The sequence below is a fragment of the Hyunsoonleella flava genome (assembly GCF_004310325.1).
GTDB classification, from domain to species: domain Bacteria; phylum Bacteroidota; class Bacteroidia; order Flavobacteriales; family Flavobacteriaceae; genus Jejuia; species Jejuia flava.
Genome location: NZ_SIRT01000001.1, coordinates 47710 through 71033, shown reverse-complemented (window position 1 = coordinate 71033; position 23324 = coordinate 47710). Strand labels below are relative to the sequence as shown.

The window sequence follows — 23324 nt, the reverse complement described above, 5'->3', positions numbered from 1 at the left end:
CACAGCAGTCTTATCGCCCCAATAAGAACATATGAAAGAGTATTAATGTTTAAAGGAAACCTACTTTTATTTTATGAATTTATCTAATTATATAGATTACACATTTTTAAAACCGACTGCTACAGAAAGAGATATCATTAATGTGTGTAAGATAGCTAAAGCCAATACATATTTTTCAGTTTGCGTTAATGGAACTTACGTGAAGTTAGCCAAAGAACTTCTAAAAGATACCGATGTAAAAGTATGTACGGTAGTAGGGTTTCCTTTGGGGGCAATGTCTACAAAAAGTAAAATATCTGAAGCGTTAAATGCCATAGAGGACGGTGCAGATGAAATAGATATGGTAATTAACCTAGGGTACCTAAAAAGTAGAAATTATGTTTCAGTCTTAAGGGACATATCTGATGTGAAACGTGCAGTTGGCGACACGACCTTAAAAGTAATTATAGAAATTTCTGAGCTAAACAAGAACGAAATTGTTAAGGCCTGCGAAATAGCGGTAGATGCCAATGCTGATTTCGTTAAAACATCCACTGGATTTGCCTCTGGTGGTGCTACATTTACTGCGGTGAAAATCATGAAAAAGACCGTAAAAGACAGAGCAAAAGTTAAAGCATCCGGAGGTGTTTCAGATTTTGAAACAGCAGTAAAATACTTAGAGTCTGGTGCAGATAGAATAGGAACGTCAACTGTTCTACGACCTGAAAAAGACACACTTCAAAAGCGAAATTCTAAGATTTATAGACGCTATATGGAAACCTCGCAAAAAAGTGAAGTATCACTTGAGGTACTTAAAGATATTAAGGTTAAGCTTTAAGCCTAAAATTAATAGTTTTTCCAGTATACTTCTGAGCTAAAGTATTTATTCCAGAATCGGTTAGTTGCAAAACCCTCGGGTATCCACCTGTGGTTTGACAATCCCGCATTAAAATTATTAATTTCCCTGACGGCGTAAGTTGAACCGTTCCCGGAATTACGGGTGATGTTAGAATTTGCTTTAAATCATTTGCTACGGTTTCGTTAAGCTGATATCCCATTCTATTATTCTCTTTAGAAATGGTAAATTTCGAAGTGAATAACTTTTCTTTTTGAACTTCTGACAAAAATGTAAATTCTGGCCCGGGCAATACTTCAATATCCGAAGACTCGAAATAAGTATCATCTACCCTTAATCCTGAAAATCGTTGCTCATTAACACGAATACCAAAATTAATTTTTAAAACACCTTGTTTTTCTATACTTTGAAATGGTGTAATAGTTTTATACATGCTTCTACTTCCCAAAACTTCTTGTGTTTGAAAACCTCCTGAAACTGCTAGGTAACATCGAAAGCCTGATTCTAACCTACCAAAACTTAATACATCGCCTTGTTTAATAGACAAACATTTGTTGTTAGTGATTGGTTTTCCATTTACAGATGGATTCATTATTGCGCCAGTAATAGCGATTGTAGTATTGTTTTCAAATTTTAATTTTGGTCCACTCATGGTAATTTCCATCACAGCAGCCCTTTTCTCGTTTCCTACCAAAGCGTTTGCTACACTTGCTGCCCTTTTATCCATAACCCCAGAAACAGGCACACCATAGTGCTGATATCCTATTCGCCCAAAATCTTGTATACAGGAATAGAATCCTGCATTTAAAACCTTAATCATATAGCACCTCACTTTCTATTTGATACACCCCAGCATCAACCAAAACCTTAATATCTTCATATTCCTGGATTGAAACTGGATAAAATTTTAGGCTATCACCTGCATTAGCAAAACAGGGTTCAGATTTTGAACTATCAAAAAAATTAATCGGACAATTACCAATGATATGCCAACCACCAGGGCTTTCCATAGGATAAATGCCCGTTTGCTCTCCTCCAATGGCCACACTGCCTTTCTTGATTTTTAATCTTGGTGTAGCTCTTCTAGGAGTAAACAATGCGCTATCTAAACCGCCCAAGTATAAAAACCCAGGTAAAAAGCCTATAAAGAATACCGTATAGATAGAAGCACAGTGTTTAGTGATTATGTCATCAATCTGTAACTGTTTTTCCCTAGAAAGTATTTCCAAATCTATACCGAAATGGGTATCATAACACACTGGAATTTTCCATGATTGTCTTTTATATATTTTTCTAGCTTTTGATGACTTATAGATTTCTTTTAACAATTTAACTTCAGACGAAAAATCAAAATTTTCATTCTTATATGAGATTGAAAGTGAAGCGTAACCATGGTTTAAACTTTGAAGATTTCCAAGTTCACTATGTATCACTTTCGATTTAAAAGCAACAATGTCATTCAAAATAAGGATATCAATCCTTTGGGGCCATTCCACAAGAATTGCCTGTTCTCCATAGGGTATATATTTCAATTCGTATGTCATTTTTATTGAATTGAAACTCCTTTAGACTTTAAATTACTTACTAATTTATTCACCAATCCAATGGCCTTTGGGTTATCACCATGAATACAAAATGTATGAGCTTTAATCTCGATTTCTTTCCCAGTAATTGTCTTTACTTTTCCTTTAGAAACCATTCTAAATACGTGCTGAAATACATCGTCCTCATTATGCAAAAGTGCATTTTCTTTCTGTCGGGAAACTAAAGTCAAATCATCATTGTAATTCCTATCTGCAAAGGCTTCATAAATTATGGGAATCTTTTGTTGAGTGGCAATTTTAGCAATAACCGATTTATAGGGCACATAAAGAAATACAGGTAAATGCATACTCTTCATCACCTCAACTATTACTTTTGCCGTTTTCTCGTCTTTCATCGCCATATTATACAGTGCTCCGTGTGGTTTTACATGATGCAAACTGGCATTTTCTTCTTCTAGTACTTTAAGTAGTGCGTTTATTTGATCTAAAACAGATTTAAATAGGGCTGCGCAGGGCATTTCCATTGCAACTCTACCAAAATTTTCAACGTCTGGAAATGAGGGATGCGCACCAATCTTAACTTGATGCTTCTTGGCAAGCTTCACTACCATTTTCATAGTTTTAACATCGCCTGCATGACCACCGCAGGCAATATTGCAAGAAGAAATAAAAGGCATTAGTTGTGCTTCATTTCCAATACTTTCACCTAAATCAGCATTTATGTCTATGGAACGGTTTTGCATTACAACAGGTTTAAATCAAATACCTTATTAAGTGCCGTTAAGGCCAACAATAGGCTAATCACAAAAATAACTCCACCAAAAACATTATTCAAAATAGTGTTTCTATGTTTTCCTAATAATTGTGCTCTATTCATTGCCCACAACAAAAATCCCGTAATTATTGGAAGTAAGAAACCATTAGCCACCTGCGCAAATTTAATAATTTCGATAGGTTTTAAGCCCGATGAAGAAATCACAACGCCCATTACCAAAATCAATATCCAAACACTTCTAAACTTAAGCGATTTCAAATTAGAATTCCACCCAAAACAACCAGCAGCAACATAGGCCGCTGCCAAAGGTGCAGTAATAGCACTTGTTATACCAGCCGCGAATAAACCCATAGCCAAGAAGTATTTTGAAAAACTACCGAACAAGGGCTCTAAACCTAAAGCCAAATCTGCAGCATTACGAATGGTATCAATTTGTATAGAAGTTGCCGCAACTATAATGCTCATGGATACCAAACCACCAAGAATTACGGCTAAAAAGGTATCTGCTCTAGCATGTTTTAAATCTTTTACATCTTGCCATTTTTCTTTTACCAAAGACGCATGTAAGAACAAATTATAAGGTACTACAGTTGTACCAATTAGCGCTATAATTAACAAGGTGCTACCGCTAGGAAATTGTGGGACAAATGCGCCTTTGAACAACTCAGAAAGGTTTGGCTTGGTTAAGGCTGCAGTAGTTAAAAACGCTAAACTCATTAAAATGACCAACATGACTAAAGCGCGCTCCAAAACTTTATAATTTCCAATGTATAGCAAGATAAACGCTGAAATTCCAATTAAGAAACTATAACCATTTAGTTGAAAACTACCAAATGGAATAGTTGATGCACCAAATAGCGTTTCTAAACCTAAAACACCACCACTTATATTCCCCCCTTCATAAGCTGCATTACCAATAACTATGGCAGAAATCACCAAAATTATTGCTGAAAATTTAAGGAAAGGAGATTTGATTTCTTGCCTGATGACATTAGAAAGTCCACGTTGTGTTACAAGCCCCAATCGCGCAGTCATTTCTTGTAATACTATTGTAGCGAAAATAGACAACACCATTGCCCAAAGCAATGCATACCCAAATTGCACACCTGATAACGTACAGACCGTAACTGTTCCTGGGCCAATGAAAGCTGCTGCTACCAATGGCCCAGGTCCAATATTTTTAAAAAATTTTTTCAATTCAAATAGATCTTCTAACTAAGATACTATTTTAATTGCGTTAATAATTCGTCAACGGCTTTTTTTAGCTGTGTATCTCTGTTTTTCGCTTTGTCATCAGGATTGTTGTACACCACAATATCTGGTACTGCAGGTCCTAGTTCCATATTTTCTTTTGTTGCCTTAACATACCACCCTCTAAACGGCATTCTTACATAAGAACCATCAATCAATCCTGTACCACCAGTAGAAATTACAGCACCAAATGTTGGCACACCTACTAAAGTACCAATATCTAATGTTTTGTAAGCATGAGAAAAGATCTCAGCGTTTGAATAACTATTTTGATTACAAAGTGCAATGGAAGGTTTGGTCCATGATGCCAAAGGCAAACGCTCGCTGTAAGGATAGTGATTGATAAATTTAGTTTGCTCCGTTTCTAAATTTTTTGCTGCGCCTCTTGGTACTGTATAGGCATGTTGTTTCACGTTTAGTACAGCCATCAAATAATCGGTTGTCCAACCGCCACCATTAAACCTTACATCTATTACGATACCTTCTTTACCTAAACCAGCAGCTGTCAATTCTCTTTCAAAACGCTCAAAACTCGTCCAATTCATCCCTTGAATATGTATATATCCTAACTTTCCGTTGGAATATTTATCGGTTAAGCGCTTGCGCTCTTTCACCCAAGCATTGTAGTTTTCGGCGCGATTGCTACTTTTCGGCCGTATTACTATTTCTTTAGAAGTGCCGCCTCTATTAATTTCAAGATAGATTTTTTCGTTAGCCGTACCTTCTAAAAACTCATAAACATTAGTAGATTTATTTAAAGCATTGCCATTTACTGAAGTAATCACATCTCCTAAAAGGATTTGACTAGAACTTCTATCTCCAGGCATTGTAGGTACCACTGAAACTACCTTTAAATTCCCATTAGATGTTGGCTCTACCTCTACACCCAATAAACCTGTGCGCTCCCGTTGTAGGTCTTCTCTAGTTTCAACACGATAAAGCCCCATATGGCTCGCATTGATTTGCCCTAACATCCAATTGAACATTCGTTGAAAATCTGTTCTTGTTGAGGCATTTAAAGCCAAAGGCTCGTATTTTTTTCTCAAGCTTTCCCAATTCTGTCCATGGAAATTAGGGTCGTAAAACCCATCATTAATCGCTTTCCAAGCTTCGTTAAAAATCTGTTGGGATTCTATGTTATAATCAATATCCATCTTCGCAGAAAATGATAACGATTCGCTTTTATCGTTAGATAGATTAATACTGCTTAGACTCCCTCTTTTTGTTAAATAAAGTTTTGATCGTTTTTTATCAACAGTAATGTTTGATGGGCGCGTACTCTTGGTAGTTAACGCTTTCCTGTCTTTTCCATCCCATTTGATTTTGAATAGGTCCGACTCGGTTTCTGCATCACCTCTACTGCCATTGCCTGTAGTGTAATAGATGGTTTTGGAGTCTTTTGAAAATAATTGTCCAAACTCTCCGCCAACATAAGACGTTACCTGAACCTGACGCTCGTGAATATCATCAAAATCGATAACCGTAGGCTTTACTTTTGGTTTTTTATCCTTTTTAGTCTTGTCATCCTTCTTATCCCCTTTTTTGTCTTTTTCTTTAGAGTCGTCTGTATCTTCTTCCCAATCCTCTGCTGTTTTTTCCCAATCGGCTTTAGTTAACCAAGTGAACCACACATCGTAATCACTATTATTTCTATTTGAAGAAAACATCAACTTTTTACCATCAGGACTCCAAACCGGACCTCTATCCTGCTTGGGATGCATTGAAATATTTATGGGCGTACTACTATTATCAGCTTTATGAATGTATATTTCAGAATTAAAATCTAAGTTGCTTAAGCTATATGCCAACCATTTAGAATCTGGAGACCACGAGGCACCACTAGGAGTTGCCCATCCGTCCAACAGTGTTTTTTTGTTAGACATTTTACCTTTGCTGTCAATATTAGCAACTACCAATTTCCCTCTGCCAAGGTTGTATACAATTGATTTGCCATCTGGAGACAGCACCAAGTTATTTTCATCATCGGTAGTTTTAGTAATGCGCTCTATTTTATGTTTCAATGTTTTGAAGATGTCTGATTCATTGTCGTTATCAGACTTCACCAAATAGACATCTTTCTGTCCATCTCTATCTGAGATAAATAGCAACGTACTGTCATTTAACCATGTAGCATCAGTATCTCTAAACGAGGATTTTGTTAGATTAACCGTACGCTTTTTATCTTTCGCAGTTTCACGAACAAATATTTCACCTCTAATGTTTATTGCTGCATATTTTCCGTTTGGAGATATAGCGATGTCCGAAACGTTACTACTGAATGTTTTATGCACCACAGGGTCAAATCTATAATCTGAGGCAATATCTATATTTACGTTTTTTTGAGCTTTTGTTTTTGCATTAACCACATAAATAGTATTACCCTTTGTCATTATCAAATCGGTGCCATTCTTACTGATTTGATATGAAAAAATCCCCATATCTATAAAATCTGTTATTTGGGAAACTGCACCTGTTTTTGCTCCTGAATCATTTATTTTAAGTTGATGTACATTGTATTTACCACTTCTTGAGGATTGAAAATAAATCGTGTTATTATCACCCCATTGCGGATAAAAGTCGTTTCCGTCGTAATCGGTTAGCTTTGTATAGTTATCATTCTTAATATCGTACAACCAAATATCCCTATTTGCAGGACCTCTGTATGCCTCTCTTTCCAATCTACAACTACCTTTAACAAATACCACAAATTTCCCATTAGGAGACAGTGCAGCATCAAAACCAGTGGCATCTAAATAACGCTTTGGCGTTCCGCCATCTTCACTAATAATATGCGTTTCACCTTCACGTTCTACCTGAACAAAATTTCTTCTTGTAGAAAATAATATGTATCCATCGGCTGTGTAATCTGTAATAACGTCACTTGCGGAATGATACGTAAGTCGTTTTGGCATCCCGCCAGTAACGGGCATCACATATACATCATTATTGCCAAAACGCTCGCTAATAAACGCAATATGTTTTCCATCAGGACTCCAAACGGGTTTAGTATCATAGGCTTCATGAACCGTTAAACGTCTTGGGTTTTCACCATTAACACTTGCTGTCCAAATATCACCTTGATAGTTAAACGCAATGGTTTGTCCATCTGGACTAATTGCTGGGAAATTAATTAAGGGATTTTGAGCCATCCCTATACCTGCAAATACTAGAGCTATAATTGTAAATAGCTTTGAAGTAAATTTCATTTTCATGGGTTATTTTAGTTATTCCCGTAAAAATAAAACTTACCCCTCTTAAATCTGGATAAATTAAAATATGTTTAACAAAAAACAATTACAATTTAGAAGAATTCAATGCATATATAGCAAAACTACCTAACCAATGCCCGCCCATGTAATCGTCACCAAAAATACTGGGAAGTGAATAATGAATGTGTTGATTTGCAACAGCTTTAAGATGGTGGTATTCTGGCATATCTTCAGCAATTTTGTATAAATTCCATGTACGGGAAAAATTAACACCATCTAAATGCACCAAATGCCCATCGGTTCTATCAGAAACCAAACCGACTTCCATATTAAACCCTTTATCCTTTAATTGTGGCAGGAAGTTTTCTAACCATACTTTGTAATCTTCTAATGGTAATAAACGTTTCATTAAAGCAGCCTCTTCCAAACATGGCGATAAAAAATCACTCCCACTAGGTTCCCAAGATATCGGGCAATGTTCATCATTTTTAAAGAAAAACAAGGCTCTATCTTGTATTGCGCTTTTCAAGTCTTCATGCCTAACAGTTTTGGCATAATCATACGCAAATGATAATCCAAAGGCTGTATTCGTGTGCGTTCCTACCCGTAGCGCGTAATTCAACTTTGGTAAGTACTCAATGTATTTTTCAGCAATCAAATCGGTAAGCGGTTGCAAGTTGGCTTCTAGCTGTCTTGCTGTGTCGTCATCCCAAGTGTGCAATTCTTCCGCAAGTTTTAAAAGCCACGCCCAACCATAGGTGCGCTCATAAGATTTATTATGCTTACCATGAAAATAAGCCACTTCTGCCTCAATGTTTTCTTTAGATATATTATTGAGCAATCTCGCTTTTATAGATTCAGCATCATCCAAATTGGGAAAGGATTTTAGCAAACGCACCAAACTCCAATGCCCATGAACTGATGAATGCCAATCAAAACAACCGTAAAACGCAGGATGTAAGGTTGTGGGAGATTTTAAATCTTCATCACCGCCCAAGGTCTGCGATAAACGATTTGGGTATTCTATGTTGATACAGTGCAAGGGCAACTCTGCAAGTTTATTGGCTTGTTCCAAATCTAGCTTTGGTACTTCCTTGCTAATGCCTGCATTTATTTCAGAAGTATCGTCAGCGGTTTCATTAGCACTTGTTTTCTTTTTTGAAGCATCACAACTAAATAAAACTATCGTTAAAATGATGGGAAGGTACTGTTTCATATATCTATTTTAAGAATAGGCTAAATTTACCTTACCTCGTGTGATTTCCCAAATAAATAACAACTTACATTTTCAATAGCCCATTTTTGCGCTGTCAATGTCCAAATATTCTTCTATTATGAAATGAGGTTACAACAAGAATAAATACCTTTGTAAAACAGGAAAATCTTATCTATGAAATCTTTAAACCGCTATATAGACCATACGCTTTTAAAGGCCGATGCCACAAAACAGCAGATTTTAAACTTATGTGAAGAGGCCAAAACTCATAATTTTTTCTCAGTTTGCGTAAATAGCAGTTATGTAGCACTTGCCAAAGCCCAACTAAATGAAACCAATGTTAAAGTATGCACCGTAGTAGGCTTTCCTTTAGGAGCAGCGAGTACCCAAGCTAAAGTAGCCGAAGCCAAAACAGCGCTAGAAGCAGGAGCAGATGAAATTGATATGGTTATCAACATCGGACTTTTAAAAAGCAAGGATTTCGATGCCGTTTGGAAAGATATTGAAGCCGTAAAACGTCAATTACCCCATAATATTTTAAAAGTAATTTTAGAAACATGTTATCTAGAAGACATCGAAATTATTAAAGCCAGTGAGCTGGCGGTACAAAGTGGCGCCGACTTTATTAAAACCTCCACAGGGTTTGGCACCAGAGGCGCATCGGTAAATGATATTAAACTCATGAAAAGCGTATGTGGTGATTGCATGAAAATAAAAGCCTCAGGAGGGATTAGGGACACCAAAACCGCTTTGGAATATATCAATCTTGGTGTAGAACGCTTAGGCACATCATCAGGTGTAGCCATAGTAAATGGAGAAACGTCAAATTCAACCTATTAATTTAAAGTTATGAGCATTCATATAGAAGCCAAACATGGAGACATTGCAGAAACTATTTTACTTCCTGGAGATCCACTAAGAGCCAAATGGATAGCCGAAACCTTTTTCGAAAACCCGTTTTGTTTTAATAAGGTAAGAAGCATGTTGGGGTATACCGGCACGTATAATGGGAAACGTATTTCCGTTATGGGTACAGGCATGGGCGTACCCTCTATATCCATTTATGCACATGAACTTATTACAGAATATGATGTAAAAAACCTAATACGTGTTGGCACTTCTGGATCCTATCAAGAGTACATAAAAATCAGAGATATTGTTTTGGCAATGGCGGCATCCTCAAATTCTGGCGTTAACGAATTGCGCTTTAGCGGTGCAGACTATGCCCCTACTGCCAATTTCGATTTGTTCCAAAAAGCAGTAGAAACCGCAAAAGAAAAACAAATTCCCATAAAAGCGGGCAATGTATTTACCTCGGATGAATTTTATGCAGACGATTTCGAATCCTATAAAAAATGGTCAAAATTCGGGGTACTATGTGTAGATATGGAAACTGCAGGCTTATACACCATTGCTGCAAAGCACAACGTTAAGGCCTTAACCATTTTAACCATTTCCGATTCCTTAGTTACTGGCGAACGCACTACAGCCAGAGAACGCGAAACCACCTTTAAGGATATGGTAGAAATTGCTATTGAATTAGCTTAACTGCTATGTTTTTCTTGGGCGTTACCCACAAGGGTTGGGCTTTCACTAGTCGCTCTCTGCGAGGAGCTCCAACATGCCGTTCAATCCCTAACGCGCTTGTTTGCTGGCTATGGTTTTAAACCAAATAACATCGTTGATTTGCTAACTTTTAGTTAAATGTGTTTTGAATTTAACTAATTGAAAAGATTTCATTTTAGTGTTAATTACTCTTACCGCCACTAGTCACAGACTAGCGGTAGCGGGGAAAAGCTGGTCAGACCAAATAGCATCGTTGATTTGCTAGCTCCTAGTTTTAATATATTTTGTAATTAACTGGTTGTTTGGCTTTTGATAAGTTCTTTTTAGCCTCCCTATCAATCACTAAATATTAACAGAATTACAATTGTAAGAATTATTTTACAATAATATAAAAATCCTAAAATTTGTTAACTATTTTATGTTGACAAATAAATAAAACACTGTTTATCAGATTATTATGATTTCTATTTAAGAAAATTTAGAAAATCTATTTTCAAAAACACAATTATAAATTCTATCTTTGTTTGACACAAAAACAAAAAGGAATGCACGTCTTAAATACATTCCTTTTTTCTATGTTTTTTTGGTAAAAAGTAAATCAAAACTTCTTTTGTGTTGAAGTTATGTTTGAAAATTTTAAAAGGCTACTTCAGTTGTATTGAAGTGGTCTTTTTTTATTTATACAACTTTGTTTGTTGTATGGTACAAATATAATACTTATGTATATACTTTTATATACATTGATAGATATTAACAATCGTTATAATAGAATAAATTAAATTCCTATTATTTATGAATACCAATGTATTTAGGTATTAATGATTCTTTTTTTAATTTAATTGATATATCTATTGTTAATAAAAAATGTTTCAATGGTAGTAATATTATTAGTAAAACGATTGAAGAATTATTCATTACCAGTCCACCTTGTCAATAAATTGTTTCAATAGATTTATTTTCTGGTAGTGGTGGATTTATTATTGAAGTATTTATATTCCCTCGGCAATGTGTAAAATGCTGGGATTTTCCCCCGCTACCGCTAGTTTGTAACTAGTGGCATTCTGAGTAAGAATGAAAAGATTCCTGCCTCCGCAGGAATGAATCAACCCAACCATCCCTCACGATCCAAACTTCGATACTGTATAGCCTCACTAATATGAGAACCATTCACTTGTTCTGAACCTTCTAAATCGGCAATTGTTCTAGAAACTTTCAAAATCCTATCATAGGCTCTCGCAGACAAATTCAAACGCTCCATAGCTGTTTTCAACAATTCTTTTGAAGCATCATCCAAAACACAATGTTTTCTTATTTGTTTTACATTCATTTGTGCATTATAATGCACACTATCAGATTCTTCAAAACGTTTGGTTTGTAGTTCTCTGGCTTGGGAAACACGTTTTCTAATATCCACGGAAGATTCTCCTTTTCTATCATCACTTAATTTATCAAACGGTACTGGCGTCACTTCAATATGAATATCAATTCTATCTAATAACGGACCAGAAATTTTACCCAAATACCGTTGCATTTCAGCAGGACTAGAGGTTACGGGAGCATCAGGATCGTTAAAATACCCTCCCGGACTCGGGTTCATACTGGCTACTAACATAAAAGATGATGGATAAGTTACGGTAAACTTCGCTCTAGAAATCGTGACTTCTCTGTCTTCCAACGGTTGACGCATAACTTCTAAAACTTCACGTTTAAATTCTGGTAATTCATCTAAAAATAACACACCATTATGTGATAATGAAATTTCTCCGGGTTGTGGGTAACTACCGCCACCAACTAGGGCTACATTTGTAATATTATATAATATAGAGGTTTGAATACAGAAAATTAAATAATTGATATTCAATCAAATTCTGAACATGGAAAAGTATATTTTTTTAGATAATCTAGAGGTGGAAAACATTTTATCAGCTTATAAAAAGCATCTTCCTCTTCCCCATTATCATAGTGCTTCTTAATAATTACAATATTATTATATAATTCTGAAAATTGATTATCCATTTTAAATAGTTTGAAATTATATACTTCTGGAGTAGTTAAGAAAGTGAACAAAAGATCACCTAAATCTTTTTTTCCATTAAAAAAATTAGACTTTTCCAAACCATCAAAAACATCAGATTCAAGAAGAAAGGAAGTAATATTTGATTGAAAAACGTATTTCCAGTATTTTAAAAGAACAATTAAATAGAAATAGGAATTATTTTCTTTGGTTTTTACTCTATCATTGTACACATAGGGTAATATTGTTTCTATTTTAGAAACTGGTTTTCCATTCTTAAAATCATCATCTTTATTACCCGAAGTTGATCGCACATGTGTTTGCTTTGGCAATGGCAAAAGATGTCTATGGTTATATTCCCATTCCCTATAAGGTAGCGAAAGGGTCAACATATCTCTTCCCTTTTCTCCGCGAGCTGGAGTCAATTCAAATATAATTCCTTTAAATGATAGATGCACAGAAGGATAGTCGAGTTTTATATCTTTAAAATCCTCATTATTCAAGTTAACCAAACCTTTATAAATAATATCTGTTGTCAAGACATTAGAATCAATACCCTTGTTGTACTCTATCAAAGTCTTCCAACTTCCGAAATCATATTGACAAAAAACATCTACATCAGTTTTTCTAGATATAGAAGGAGATAATGAAGTTCCACGTGTAATTGAGCCATAAACTCTAAATCCATGGAAAAATGTTAAATGAATTTTTAAGATTATAAATAATTCATCACTTATAGCCTTTATTTGTCTAATCTCGTTTTCTTGAATTGCAACTTGATTCACTAATTGAACCAGATATTTTGAAACCATATTTTTTTGATAAGTTCTCTAAAACTAAATTTCTAATTCATTCTCATTATAAGACTCTTCTCCTGAATTAATACCAATTTTTGCTTTTATATAATCTGATTGACTTGTAGGAAACGATTCTGCCTCCTTATTTATATCTTCTATTGCTAAAGTTACATTTTCTATGGTTTCTATCAAAGAATTTTGTGTAATGACATCATCCGCAATGTAAGCTAATATAATATCACATTTTTTATAAACTCCTAAATACCTATTTCCCACTCTCCTATGTCCCTCAACCTTTTTTTGAAGGTTGAGAAAAGTTTGAAAACCAGTCAATAATGCAGTAATTAATCCTAAAACAAGTGGTACATACTTTAACCAATCTACTGCATCTTCAGTAATAATATAAAATAGAATCGAACTCGAAAGAATATTTACAATAATCAACGGAATTCCTATGCTATAATGCCACTTTTCTTTTTTATCGGCAGCATTGAAATGTTTTTTCTTGCCATATAAAGCATCAGTTTTTATTTTTTTAATCTTTAGAGTAATATTATCCATTTTTAAATCCTATTAATATATAACCTTTCGTCACGAGTTAAATCATTCAATTCTTTAATATCATTAGCCAATCATTTTAAATACAAGCACCCCTATGATAGCAACTAATGTAATCAGAACAATCCATATCCTATTCAAAGTTCTTTTCTGAGTTAATATCTGATTTGATAATAGCTCTTTTTTATTCTCTGATTGCTTCTTAAACCTCTCCAATCCTTCATCTTTAACTTTTAAAGCATTTATTCTCCCCTGCTCTACGAAGTTTGCAACTGCGTAGCTGACTAAGATATAAATTTATCACCCCAACCACCCCTCACGATCCAAACTGCGATATTGAATCGCTTCACTGATATGAGAACCATTCACTTGTTCTGAACCTTCTAAATCCGCAATCGTCCTAGACACTTTTAAAATCCTATCATAAGCCCTAGCAGAAAGATTTAAACGTTCCATGGCGGTTTTCAACAATTCTTTTGAGGCATCATCCAACACACAATGTTTCCTAATTTGTTTGGTATTCATTTGGGCATTATAATGCACACTATCAGAATCTGAAAAACGCTGGGTCTGTATGGCTCTTGCTGCAGTAACACGTTTTCTAATGTCTACAGAAGATTCGCCTTTTCTATCATCCGATAGTTTTTCAAAAGGCACAGGCGTCACTTCTATATGAATATCAATCCGATCCAATAACGGACCAGAAATTTTACCCAAATAGCGTTGCATTTCAGCTGGACTCGATGTTACTGGTGCATCAGGATCGTTAAAATAACCTCCCGGACTTGGGTTCATACTGGCTACCAACATAAAAGACGATGGATAAGTTACAGTAAACTTAGCTCTGGAAATCGTTACTTCTCTGTCTTCCAATGGTTGACGCATTACCTCTAAAACTTCACGTTTAAATTCTGGTAATTCATCTAAAAACAATACGCCATTATGTGATAACGAAATTTCTCCGGGTTGTGGATAACTACCGCCACCAACTAAAGCCACGTTAGATATGGTGTGATGCGGACTACGAAACGGTCGTTGCGCCATCAACCCCGAATCTTTTACACGCCCCACCACAGAATGTATTTTTGTAGTTTCCAAAGCTTCATGCAAGGTCATTGGTGGTAAAATACTTGGAAGCCGTTTTGCTAACATAGTTTTACCTGCACCTGGTGGACCAATTAAAATAATATTATGTCCGCCAGCTGCTGCTATTTCCATACAGCGTTTTATCCCTTCTTGCCCTTTTACATCAGCAAAATCAAACTCTGGATAGTTCAAATTCTTTTCAAACTCCTTTCGAGTATCTATAACTGTTTGCTCTAGAGATTCACCTTTATCAAAGTAATTAATAACCTGCTTAATATTATCCACACCATAAACTTCCAAATCATTCACAATAGCAGCTTCCTTAGCATTTTGAGCTGGTAAAATAAAGCCTTTAAAACCCTCTTCTCGAGCTTTAACCGCAATTGGCAGTGCGCCTTTTATGGGCTGTAAACTGCCATCGAGAGAGAGTTCTCCCATGATTAAATATTGATCTAAATCCTCAGCTTTAATCTGACTTGAGGATGCCAAAACCCCAATGGCCAAAGTTAAATCGTAAGCACTACCTTCTTTTCGCAAATCGGCAGGCGACATATTGATGATGATCTTCTTTCCAGGAATTCGGTAACCGTTGTTTTGTAATGCCGCAGCAATACGGAAATTACTTTCTTTTATGGCATTATCTGGCAACCCAACTAAATGATAACCAATACCTTTATCTGTATTTACTTCAACCGTAACTGTGGTAGCTTCAACACCAAAAACAGCACTACCAAAAACTTTTTTAAGCATAGTATGACTTTACTGGCTAAATGTAAGAAATGTTATTGGATTTGAAAATAAATTAAGAGTGTTGAAGATTGACAGTTTTAGGTTTTTCCACTTTAATGGTATAAGACACAACAATATCTTTTCCTACTTTAGCATGTATATCGTATTGTCCTGTTTTAGTAAACCTATGCCTTAGTTCTAAAACACCTTTCTTTAAATTTACCGCTTTTGCCTTTATGCTCTTGAACTTGAAACCGCTGCTCATTACCAAGGTAATATCTTTCAGATAAGTTTCATCTAAAACATCAAACTGAAAAACAACTGTATCTCCAGCATGAATCGTAGTTTCTAAAGTTTCAGGCGCTTTTGGAATAATGCCATATTTGTAGGTACTACCATAAATTATTGGTGCTCTTACAAAATCTTTTAATGTCAGTGATTTATCATCCAAAAGCAACCATGATGTATCTATGGGATAATGATTTTTTGCAAATAAGTCTGGTTCAGCTAAAAAATAACCATCATTATAGTCCTTGATGAATTCATGGTCATCCAAATTGTAAAAACCACTTGCTTGGGTTGCATCGGCGAAATACCATTTGCCATTTAGCTTTACAACATTCCATGAGTGGTTTGGGAAATCGACAGTGTTTACATTGGTTCTAACTGTACGCGCGTAGCCATCAACAATTTCACATTCAATATCAGCAATATTTGTAAGTGCCTTAACAATGTAAGCGTAGCCAGAACAAATTGTTTTTTTGTCTCTCACCAGCCTTTTAAACACTTTGGATTGCGCCCTAGTATTCCATTCAGAAAAAGCAATGCTATTATGATGTAGTTGTTTGCGTTTTTTGAGCGTGGTCTCACTAAAATAATGGTCACTTTCAATATTTAAACACACCCAAGTATGAATAGCCCTAAACTGCTCTACTTGGGTGTTTAAGTCATTTGTTAGCTCATGTACTAACAATGGCATGTTTTTCAACGACATTTTACTGCATGATTTTGCAATATTATCGGCTTTATCAAAATTGATATGCTTAAAATCAGATTTTTGCGCAGATAATGCTATACAAAAGAAGAGAAGAAAAATGGTGTATATACGAATCATAAAACTTGCTAGAAAGGAGCTATTTTGCTTTTCGGTTTGAGATATACACCTGGTTTACCTGAACTTCACCTAATAAATCAATGTCATCCCCAGTTAATTGTACATTTAAAAACTTCTGATCCTTTTCAATAATAAATTTTTGGGTTTCATAACCAATATAACTTATTAGAAGAATATCGCCTTCATTTAACGCTTTAGGAAATACAAACTTACCGTCAAAATCGGCAGTAACTCCTATTTTTGTGCCTTTAAGCAATATACTTGCACCCGCTAATGGCCCTGATTCATCTTTGACTACGCCTTTTAAAAGCTTGTCTTGAGCTTTATCAGATTTTAGGTTTTGAACCGTTTCAGTCACACTATTTTTATCTTGTGCTTCAACATTTTGAAATGTATTGAAGGCCAAAACCGCAATAGCAGCAGCTTTTATAAATTTTAGCATTGATCTGCGTCGTGTTTCCATAGCTGTACTTTTTTTATGTAATTGTCCTTTTCGAAAGTAACCACAGGTATTATCGGCTTTTTGTTTTAAAACCTGTTTTACTTGCATGTCTGTCATATTTCTAAAATCAATGACTTCCTTTTCGCAGGATTTACAAAATCCTCCTGATGCTGTTTTTTCAAACCCGCTAAATCGCTCTGAACAGGGGTTTTGGATTGAGATACTAAAATTTGCTTTCATAATGTTATATTTTTTGATACCTCGAAACTAAAAATAAGAAATATTCCAGACTATTCAGTTTTATTGAATACTGATTTTCAATGCGTAAAGCTGCCATTTCAGTTAGGGAACTATTTTTAGACAATCCTAGTTTTCGAATCTAGGTTTCGTTATATTTGTACGGATATAACGATATTTTCATGATTTCAATTCGCGAAGCTATTTCAATCGTAAAAGAAAACGGCAAACCTTTATTAAAACCTACGGTAAAACCTGTTGAAAAAGCTGGAGGCTATGAGTTATACAAGGATATCATCTCCCCTATCAATATGCCTCCGTTTCGCCAATCAGCGATGGATGGCTATGCATTGAACTTGCACGATAGTTTATCCTATAAACTAATTGGAGAGATAAAAGCTGGGGATGGACATGAGCCAAAACTGCAAGAGGGAGAGGCAGTTAGAATATTTACAGGCGCAGCTGTACCAGATTCAGCCAATGCAGTCATGATGCAGGAAAAGGTTGAAACGGATGGTGGTGACAAGATAATTATTGCACACCAAATTCAACCAGAGCTTAATATTCGTCCCTTAGGGGAGCAAGTTAAGTGTGGTGACATAGCTTTAAAAAAAGGCACTAAACTTACACCTGCTGCAATAGGCTATTTACTCTCTTTAGGCATTACTGAAGTTTCAGTCTACAAAAAACCAAATATTGCTATAGTTACTACGGGAAACGAGCTCATAGCACCGGGACAAGAGCTTTCCCATGGAAAAATTTATGAAAGTAACTCCAAGATGTTACTGAGCGCTTTGTACAATCTAAAGTTCTACGATGTAACGCTTTATAAAGTTGAAGACCATTATGATAAAACTGTTGAAACACTCAACACTGCTTTAAACAACAATGATTTAGTATTAATTACTGGAGGTATATCAGTTGGTGATTACGATTTTGTAGGGAAATCGCTTAAAGAATTAAACGTTGAAGAACTATTCTACAAAGTGAAGCAAAAACCAGGAAAACCTTTATTCTACGGGAAAAAGAAGGATACTCAAGTTTTTGCGTTACCTGGAAATCCTGCTGCTGCGCTATCTTGCTTTTATGTGTATGTGTATATCGCTTTGCAACAAATGATGCATCGTAATACTTTAGAATTACCACGAATCAAAGCAAAATCAGCTAATTCTTTTATTAAGAAAGGTGATAGACCTCAATTTTTAAAAGGGATTTATAGTAACGGAGGGGTTGAAATTTTAGACGGACAAAACTCTTCAATGCTGCAAACTTTTGCTCTAGCCAATGTGCTAGTGTTTGCTCCTGAGGCTATAACTAATATTAAAACTGGTGATGCAATCGAAGTGATTTTATTGCCTAATTAAAAAACTATGGGTTACAAAATAAAAAGCAGAATATGGATTGAATCTGATAACAATGTGCTTTTAGGCGAAGGCAGAGTGCATTTATTGAAAGCTATTGATAATACAGGCTCATTATCAAAAGCAGCAAAGTCTTTGAACATATCTTATAAAAAAGCATGGCAACTCTTAGACTCCGTAAACAAATCAGCCAAAAAACCTGTTACTATAAATAGTATTGGTGGTAAAGGAGGCGGAGGCGCTGAACTTACAGATTATGGAAAATCTTTAGTTAAAGCCTTTGATGAGATTAATAGAAATTGTTGGTCTTTTTTGGATAAGGAATTAGCTAAAATTGAAAATATATAAAATTTGAAGCTAAAATTAAATATTGGTAGTTGTCATTTCGACGAAAGGAGTAATCACATTATTACAAACCATTATGTGATGTCTCAATCGTACCTCATTTCGACATAACAACAGATAAAACAAATGAACTAAGTGCTACAAACCGAAAACATATACATCTTTTTACTCATTCTTCCCATAGTTTCCTTTCTCTATGCTAGTGTGGGGCATGGTGGAGCTAGTGGCTATTTAGCATTAATGGCTTTATTTTCTTTTGCACCAGAAACAATGAAACCTACTGCTCTACTTCTTAATATTTTTGTAGCTGGCATATCGTTTTATTACTATTATCGAGAAGGTTTCTTTAATAAAAAATTATTCTTAGGCTTTGCTATGGCCTCTATTCCGTTAGCCTACATTGGTGGTACGTTAGAAGTTGACGCATCCATTTACAAAAAAATACTAGCGGTATTATTAATCTTCGCCATACTAAAAATGCTCAATGTATTTGGTAAAGAAAGTGATAGCATTAAACCCATAAAACTTTGGCAAGGATTAATTGTTGGTGGCATTATAGGCTTCTTTTCTGGATTAATTGGTATTGGCGGAGGAATTATCCTAACGCCTGTAATTTTGTTATTGCATTGGGGTAAGATGAAAGAGGCTGCTGCCGTTTCTGCACTATTTATTTGGGTAAATTCTGCTGCTGGCTTGGTAGGACAATTGCAAAGCGGTATAAGTATTGAAAATGGCTCATTTATTTTGGTTGGCATTGCTTTAATTGGAGGAGTTTTGGGTGGTTATTATGGCAGTAAAAAAATAAATAACCAAAGTTTGCGCTACCTATTAGCTTTTGTTTTAATCATAGCCTGCGCTAAATTATTTTTCACCTAAAATGATAGAAAAGAAACACATTACAGGCATTATTTTAGCAGGTGGTAAAAGCTCTAGAATGGGCACAGATAAAGGGTTTTTAAAGCTGAATAATAAATCGTTTGTACAGTACAGTACAGACGCTTTGAAACCTTTAGTTTCTGATATTATTATTGTTTCGGATAATTCTAATTATGATGTTTTTGGTCATCAACGCATTACTGACGACATAAAAGATGCTGGACCTGTTTCAGGAATTTATTCAGGATTACAGGCTTCGAAAACCGAATATAATTTGATTTTAAGTTGTGATATTCCTTTGATTAATTCTGTTGTTTTGCAAAAATTGATTGATGCTATTGATGACACTTCAGAAATTATTCAAGCTGAAAGTCGTGGTAAAACCATGCCTTTAGTAGCGCTTTACAAAAAAAGTATGAAGGATACATTTAAGCACTTTTTAAACCAAGATGAACGCCGCTTGCGTGTAGCCATAAAAGCATGCAACTATAAAAATGTTGTGTTGGATGAAACGCATCAAAACGCCACATTAAACGTAAATACAAAAGAAGAATTTAAACAGATAGAAGATGCTTATAACCATTAAATATTTCGGACAAATTGCGGAGGTTACTCAAAAAGATGAAGAGCAGCTAGAAGTTTCTGAAGGATTGGTTTCAGGACTTTTAAGTGTGCTAAATAGTAAATATTCTGATTTAAAGAACAAAGATTTTCAAATCGCACAACATCAAGAATTAGTGGCTTTAGATACAGAATTAACTGGAGCTGAAATCGCATTATTACCACCATTTTCAGGAGGATGATTTATGTTTAACCGTTTAAACAATTCAACGATTCAACAATTAATGAATAGATACAACAGACATATTATTTTATCAGAAATCGGACAAGCAGGTCAGGATAAAATTTCTAGCGCAAAAGTGTTAGTCATTGGTGCTGGCGGATTAGGTTGTCCAGTTTTACAATATCTAACCGCTGCTGGTGTTGGCACTATTGGTGTTATTGATTTTGATGTGGTCGAATTATCCAATTTACAGCGTCAAGTACTTTTCGGCTCATCTTCCATAGGAAAAAATAAAGCCATTGCAGTCAAAGAGCGTTTACAGGATTTAAATAATGCTATTATCATAAATGCATATTCTGAACCACTCAACTATAAAAATGCTTTAGAATTATTTCAGAAATACGATATCATTGTTGATGGTTCTGATAATTTTGAAACACGTTATTTGGTAAATGACGCCTGCATCATCACAAATAAACCACTAGTTTTTGGCGCCATTTATAAGTTTGAAGGTCAGGTGTCGGTTTTTAATTATCAAGATGGTCCAAGTTACCGATGCCTCTTCCCTAACCCGCCTCAAAAAGACGCAGTACCAAATTGCTCAGACATCGGTGTTTTAGGAGTGCTTCCTGGAATAATTGGTAGTATGCAAGCCAACGAAGTTTTAAAAATTATTTTAGGTTTAGGCGATGTGCTTTCAGGGAAATTACTTTGCTATAATGCTTTGACATCCCAAACGTCAACTTTAAAAATAAACAGAAACGAAACCAGTATTCAATCTGTATTAAATGATCAAGATAGTTTTGAGAATAAGCAAATGAATATTGGCTGTGACATCGAAGTCAAAGAGGTTTCAATATCCGAGGTAATTTCAGAAAAAAACGTTCAGTTTATTGATGTTAGAGAGCTACACGAAAAACCTAAAGTAGACCATTTAAACGTTACCTATATTCCATTAAGTGAATTAGAAACTAGTTTACATAAAATTGATTTATCAAAAAAGAAAGCTCTTTTTTGTAAATCGGGAATGCGCAGCAAACACGCCGTAAAAGTATTGCAAGGATTAAATATTAATGACTGTTTTAGTATACCTCAAGGTGCAAACGAAATAAACAATTATTTAAAAGAAAAACATAAAATACTATCTAATGAAAGATAAAAAACCAATGAAAAGTGTTTTTAAAGAAGGAGCGATACCTTCAGAGTTTATAGGAAACTCAATTTATAAACACCAAACCAAAACTAACATAGGTGCCCATAATATTTTCTTAGGACAAGTACGTGCCGATGAGATTGATGGAAAAACAGTTGCTGCAATCGAATATACAGCTTATGAAGACATGGCAAACCAAAAATTTCATGAGATAAGAGAATCAGCTTTTGAAAAGTTTGATTTAACCTGTATGCACATTTACCATAGCTTAGGTACCGTAAAATCAGGAGAAATATGCTTATTTGTATTCGTATCATCTCCTAGGCGAAAAGTAGTTTTTAAGGCTTTAGAATACATCGTTGAAGCGATAAAAGCTGACGTTCCTGTATTTGGAAAGGAAATTTTTGAGGATGAAAGTCATCAATGGAAAGTAAATAGCTAGAATCATGGTAGACATTACAAATAAGAATACATCACTACGAACTGCCATAGCCCAAGCAGTTGTAAAAGTGAGTAAACAAGAAACGATTACAGCCATTGAAAATGATACGGTTCCTAAAGGCAACGTATTTGCTATGAGTAAAGCGGCTGGACTTTTAGGCGTTAAACGTACACCCGATATTTTACCAGATTGTCACCCCTTACCTATTGAATTTACTGAAATTGAATACAAAATTGATGGGCTTGAAATTACTGTATTATTCACGGTAAAAACCATTTACAAAACAGGCGTTGAAGTTGAAGCGATGCATGGAGCAAGCGTTGTGGCTCTAAACATGTATGACATGCTTAAACCTATTGATAAAGGCATAGAAATACATGCGATAAAGTTATTAGAAAAGAAAGGTGGAAAATCTGATTTTAGAGATAAATTCAGAAAAGATTTGACCGCTGCAGTAGTGGTCTGTAGCGATACTATTTCAGCAGGTCATAAAGAAGATAAAGCTGGTAAGGCCATCATTGAAAAGCTTGAAAAATGTGAGGTTAAAGTCAATGAATACGTGATTATTCCTGATGAAAAAGATATCATTCAACAAAAAGTAAAATCCTATAAAGAACAAGGTGTCGACATGGTAATATATACTGGTGGCACAGGATTATCTGGACGTGATGTTACTCCTGAAGCGCTATTACCAATACTCGACAGACGCATTCCTGGAATTGAAGAAGCCATTAGAAGTTACGGACAAGGGAGAATGCCGTTTGCCATGTTATCACGAAGTGTTGCAGGCACTATTGGAGATACTTTGGTTTTAGCTTTACCGGGTTCAACAAATGGTGCTAAAGAATCTATGGATGCTATTTTTCCAGCGATATTACATAGTTTTAGAATTTTGAAAGGTGCTAGACACGATTAAAAAAACGTTTATTCGTTGAATTGTTAATTTGTTTAAACGGTTACACAATTCAACGATTCAACAAATAAACAAAG

General features: G+C 35.2%; 22 protein-coding genes and 1 pseudogene. 11 read left to right on the top strand and 12 right to left on the bottom strand.

The window, feature by feature from the left end; all coding sequences use genetic code 11:
• The first annotated feature begins 73 nt into the window (after window positions 1-73).
• A complete protein-coding gene (gene deoC / locus EYD45_RS00330) occupies window positions 74-817 on the top strand; it encodes a deoxyribose-phosphate aldolase (protein ID WP_130962357.1) in 744 nt (247 codons plus the stop codon).
• Here the strand turns inward: deoC (EYD45_RS00330) and EYD45_RS00325 are convergent.
• The 6 genes from EYD45_RS00325 to EYD45_RS00300 form a co-directional block, all read right to left on the bottom strand.
• On the bottom strand, window positions 807-1655 hold the full coding sequence (locus EYD45_RS00325; RefSeq protein ID WP_130962356.1) for a 5-oxoprolinase subunit C family protein: 849 nt from the start codon (window positions 1653-1655) through the stop codon (window positions 807-809). The two genes, deoC (EYD45_RS00330) and EYD45_RS00325, sit on opposite strands and share 11 nt — an antisense overlap.
• Entirely contained in the window at window positions 1648-2379 is a 732-nt protein-coding gene (gene pxpB / locus EYD45_RS00320) for a 5-oxoprolinase subunit PxpB (protein ID WP_130962355.1), read from the bottom strand. The genes EYD45_RS00325 and pxpB overlap by 8 nt, the downstream gene beginning before the upstream one ends.
• A gap of 2 nt (window positions 2380-2381) precedes the next feature.
• Entirely contained in the window at window positions 2382-3122 is a 741-nt protein-coding gene (gene pxpA, locus EYD45_RS00315) for a 5-oxoprolinase subunit PxpA (protein ID WP_130962354.1), read from the bottom strand.
• On the bottom strand, window positions 3122-4351 hold the full coding sequence (locus tag EYD45_RS00310; RefSeq protein WP_130962353.1) for an Nramp family divalent metal transporter: 1230 nt from the start codon (window positions 4349-4351) through the stop codon (window positions 3122-3124). Before EYD45_RS00310 ends, pxpA begins: the two co-directional genes overlap by 1 nt.
• Window positions 4352-4377: 26 nt before the next feature.
• On the bottom strand, window positions 4378-7611 hold the full coding sequence (locus tag EYD45_RS00305; RefSeq protein WP_130962352.1) for a S41 family peptidase: 3234 nt from the start codon (window positions 7609-7611) through the stop codon (window positions 4378-4380).
• 88 nt (window positions 7612-7699) lie between these two features.
• Window positions 7700-8830, bottom strand: a complete 1131-nt coding sequence (locus EYD45_RS00300) for a DUF2891 domain-containing protein (RefSeq protein WP_130962351.1) — start codon at window positions 8828-8830, stop codon at window positions 7700-7702.
• Window positions 8831-9004: 174 nt separating this feature from the next.
• Here EYD45_RS00300 and deoC (EYD45_RS00295) point away from each other — a divergent pair, with 174 nt between their 5' ends.
• Both deoC (EYD45_RS00295) and deoD read left to right on the top strand, forming a co-directional pair.
• Window positions 9005-9670: a deoxyribose-phosphate aldolase gene (deoC, locus tag EYD45_RS00295; protein ID WP_130962350.1), complete on the top strand. Its 666-nt coding sequence runs from the start codon at window positions 9005-9007 to the stop codon at window positions 9668-9670.
• A gap of 9 nt (window positions 9671-9679) precedes the next feature.
• Entirely contained in the window at window positions 9680-10378 is a 699-nt protein-coding gene (deoD, locus tag EYD45_RS00290; protein WP_130962349.1) for a purine-nucleoside phosphorylase, read from the top strand.
• A gap of 1120 nt (window positions 10379-11498) precedes the next feature.
• Here deoD and EYD45_RS00285 read toward each other — a convergent pair.
• From EYD45_RS00285 to EYD45_RS00260, 6 genes and pseudogenes are all read right to left on the bottom strand, one after another.
• Window positions 11499-12212 (bottom strand): annotated as a pseudogene (locus EYD45_RS00285) (YifB family Mg chelatase-like AAA ATPase); the annotation flags it as partial.
• A gap of 41 nt (window positions 12213-12253) precedes the next feature.
• Entirely contained in the window at window positions 12254-13195 is a 942-nt protein-coding gene (locus EYD45_RS00280; protein ID WP_130962348.1) for a hypothetical protein, read from the bottom strand.
• Between the two features lie 51 nt (window positions 13196-13246).
• Window positions 13247-13768, bottom strand: a complete 522-nt coding sequence (locus EYD45_RS00275; RefSeq protein WP_130962347.1) for an SLATT domain-containing protein — start codon at window positions 13766-13768, stop codon at window positions 13247-13249.
• Between the two features lie 297 nt (window positions 13769-14065).
• A complete protein-coding gene (locus EYD45_RS00270; protein ID WP_130962346.1) occupies window positions 14066-15601 on the bottom strand; it encodes a YifB family Mg chelatase-like AAA ATPase in 1536 nt (511 codons plus the stop codon).
• Between the two features lie 52 nt (window positions 15602-15653).
• Window positions 15654-16694 carry a transglutaminase domain-containing protein gene (locus EYD45_RS00265; RefSeq protein WP_130962345.1) on the bottom strand — a complete coding sequence of 347 codons (1041 nt, stop codon included), beginning with the start codon at window positions 16692-16694 and terminating at the stop codon, window positions 15654-15656.
• A 19-nt stretch (window positions 16695-16713) separates the two neighbouring features.
• A complete protein-coding gene (locus EYD45_RS00260) occupies window positions 16714-17376 on the bottom strand; it encodes a carboxypeptidase-like regulatory domain-containing protein (RefSeq protein WP_130962344.1) in 663 nt (220 codons plus the stop codon).
• Between the two features lie 179 nt (window positions 17377-17555).
• On the opposite strand from EYD45_RS00260, the gene EYD45_RS00255 reads away from it, so the two are divergent.
• The 8 genes from EYD45_RS00255 to moaCB all read left to right on the top strand — a co-directional run bounded on the left by EYD45_RS00255 (window position 17556) and on the right by moaCB (window position 23250).
• Window positions 17556-18737 carry a molybdopterin molybdotransferase MoeA gene (locus EYD45_RS00255; RefSeq protein WP_130962343.1) on the top strand — a complete coding sequence of 394 codons (1182 nt, stop codon included), beginning with the start codon at window positions 17556-17558 and terminating at the stop codon, window positions 18735-18737.
• A 6-nt stretch (window positions 18738-18743) separates the two neighbouring features.
• A complete protein-coding gene (locus tag EYD45_RS00250) occupies window positions 18744-19082 on the top strand; it encodes a winged helix-turn-helix domain-containing protein (protein ID WP_130962342.1) in 339 nt (112 codons plus the stop codon).
• Window positions 19083-19214: 132 nt separating this feature from the next.
• Window positions 19215-19955 carry a sulfite exporter TauE/SafE family protein gene (locus tag EYD45_RS00245; protein WP_130962341.1) on the top strand — a complete coding sequence of 247 codons (741 nt, stop codon included), beginning with the start codon at window positions 19215-19217 and terminating at the stop codon, window positions 19953-19955.
• Between the two features lies 1 nt (window position 19956).
• On the top strand, window positions 19957-20541 hold the full coding sequence (gene mobA / locus EYD45_RS00240) for a molybdenum cofactor guanylyltransferase (RefSeq protein WP_130962340.1): 585 nt from the start codon (window positions 19957-19959) through the stop codon (window positions 20539-20541).
• Window positions 20525-20758, top strand: coding sequence for a MoaD/ThiS family protein (locus EYD45_RS00235; protein ID WP_130962339.1), 234 nt, complete (start codon window positions 20525-20527; stop codon window positions 20756-20758). The genes mobA and EYD45_RS00235 overlap by 17 nt, the downstream gene beginning before the upstream one ends.
• Window positions 20759-20800: 42 nt before the next feature.
• Window positions 20801-21898, top strand: a complete 1098-nt coding sequence (moeB, locus tag EYD45_RS00230; RefSeq protein ID WP_130962338.1) for a HesA/MoeB/ThiF family protein — start codon at window positions 20801-20803, stop codon at window positions 21896-21898.
• A complete protein-coding gene (locus EYD45_RS00225; RefSeq protein WP_233702474.1) occupies window positions 21888-22334 on the top strand; it encodes a molybdenum cofactor biosynthesis protein MoaE in 447 nt (148 codons plus the stop codon). Before moeB ends, EYD45_RS00225 begins: the two co-directional genes overlap by 11 nt.
• Before the next feature lie 4 nt (window positions 22335-22338).
• The gene (gene moaCB / locus EYD45_RS00220) at window positions 22339-23250 is read left to right on the top strand and encodes a bifunctional molybdenum cofactor biosynthesis protein MoaC/MoaB (protein ID WP_130962337.1); all 912 of its coding nucleotides are present in this window, start codon (window positions 22339-22341) and stop codon (window positions 23248-23250) included.
• Window positions 23251-23324 lie beyond the last annotated feature (74 nt).

Excerpts from the sequence above, each read along its gene's own strand:
- EYD45_RS00275 (WP_130962347.1), bottom strand. The coding sequence starts at position 13,768 with ATGGATAATATTACTCTAAAGATTAAAAAAATAAAAACTGATGCTTTA.
- moaCB (WP_130962337.1), top strand. The coding sequence starts at position 22,339 with ATGGTAGACATTACAAATAAGAATACATCACTACGAACTGCCATAGCC.
- EYD45_RS00250 (WP_130962342.1), top strand. The coding sequence starts at position 18,744 with ATGGGTTACAAAATAAAAAGCAGAATATGGATTGAATCTGATAACAAT.
- pxpA (WP_130962354.1), bottom strand. The coding sequence starts at position 3,122 with ATGCAAAACCGTTCCATAGACATAAATGCTGATTTAGGTGAAAGTATT.
- EYD45_RS00260 (WP_130962344.1), bottom strand. The coding sequence starts at position 17,376 with ATGAAAGCAAATTTTAGTATCTCAATCCAAAACCCCTGTTCAGAGCGA.
- EYD45_RS00305 (WP_130962352.1), bottom strand. The coding sequence starts at position 7,611 with ATGAAATTTACTTCAAAGCTATTTACAATTATAGCTCTAGTATTTGCA.
- EYD45_RS00265 (WP_130962345.1), bottom strand. The coding sequence starts at position 16,694 with ATGATTCGTATATACACCATTTTTCTTCTCTTCTTTTGTATAGCATTA.
- deoD (WP_130962349.1), top strand. The coding sequence starts at position 9,680 with ATGAGCATTCATATAGAAGCCAAACATGGAGACATTGCAGAAACTATT.
- mobA (WP_130962340.1), top strand. The coding sequence starts at position 19,957 with ATGATAGAAAAGAAACACATTACAGGCATTATTTTAGCAGGTGGTAAA.
- deoC (WP_130962350.1), top strand. The coding sequence starts at position 9,005 with ATGAAATCTTTAAACCGCTATATAGACCATACGCTTTTAAAGGCCGAT.
- deoC (WP_130962357.1), top strand. The coding sequence starts at position 74 with ATGAATTTATCTAATTATATAGATTACACATTTTTAAAACCGACTGCT.
- EYD45_RS00270 (WP_130962346.1), bottom strand. The coding sequence starts at position 15,601 with ATGCTTAAAAAAGTTTTTGGTAGTGCTGTTTTTGGTGTTGAAGCTACC.
- EYD45_RS00225 (WP_233702474.1), top strand. The coding sequence starts at position 21,888 with ATGAAAGATAAAAAACCAATGAAAAGTGTTTTTAAAGAAGGAGCGATA.
- EYD45_RS00255 (WP_130962343.1), top strand. The coding sequence starts at position 17,556 with ATGATTTCAATTCGCGAAGCTATTTCAATCGTAAAAGAAAACGGCAAA.
- EYD45_RS00235 (WP_130962339.1), top strand. The coding sequence starts at position 20,525 with ATGCTTATAACCATTAAATATTTCGGACAAATTGCGGAGGTTACTCAA.
- pxpB (WP_130962355.1), bottom strand. The coding sequence starts at position 2,379 with ATGACATACGAATTGAAATATATACCCTATGGAGAACAGGCAATTCTT.
- EYD45_RS00300 (WP_130962351.1), bottom strand. The coding sequence starts at position 8,830 with ATGAAACAGTACCTTCCCATCATTTTAACGATAGTTTTATTTAGTTGT.
- EYD45_RS00325 (WP_130962356.1), bottom strand. The coding sequence starts at position 1,655 with ATGATTAAGGTTTTAAATGCAGGATTCTATTCCTGTATACAAGATTTT.
- moeB (WP_130962338.1), top strand. The coding sequence starts at position 20,801 with ATGAATAGATACAACAGACATATTATTTTATCAGAAATCGGACAAGCA.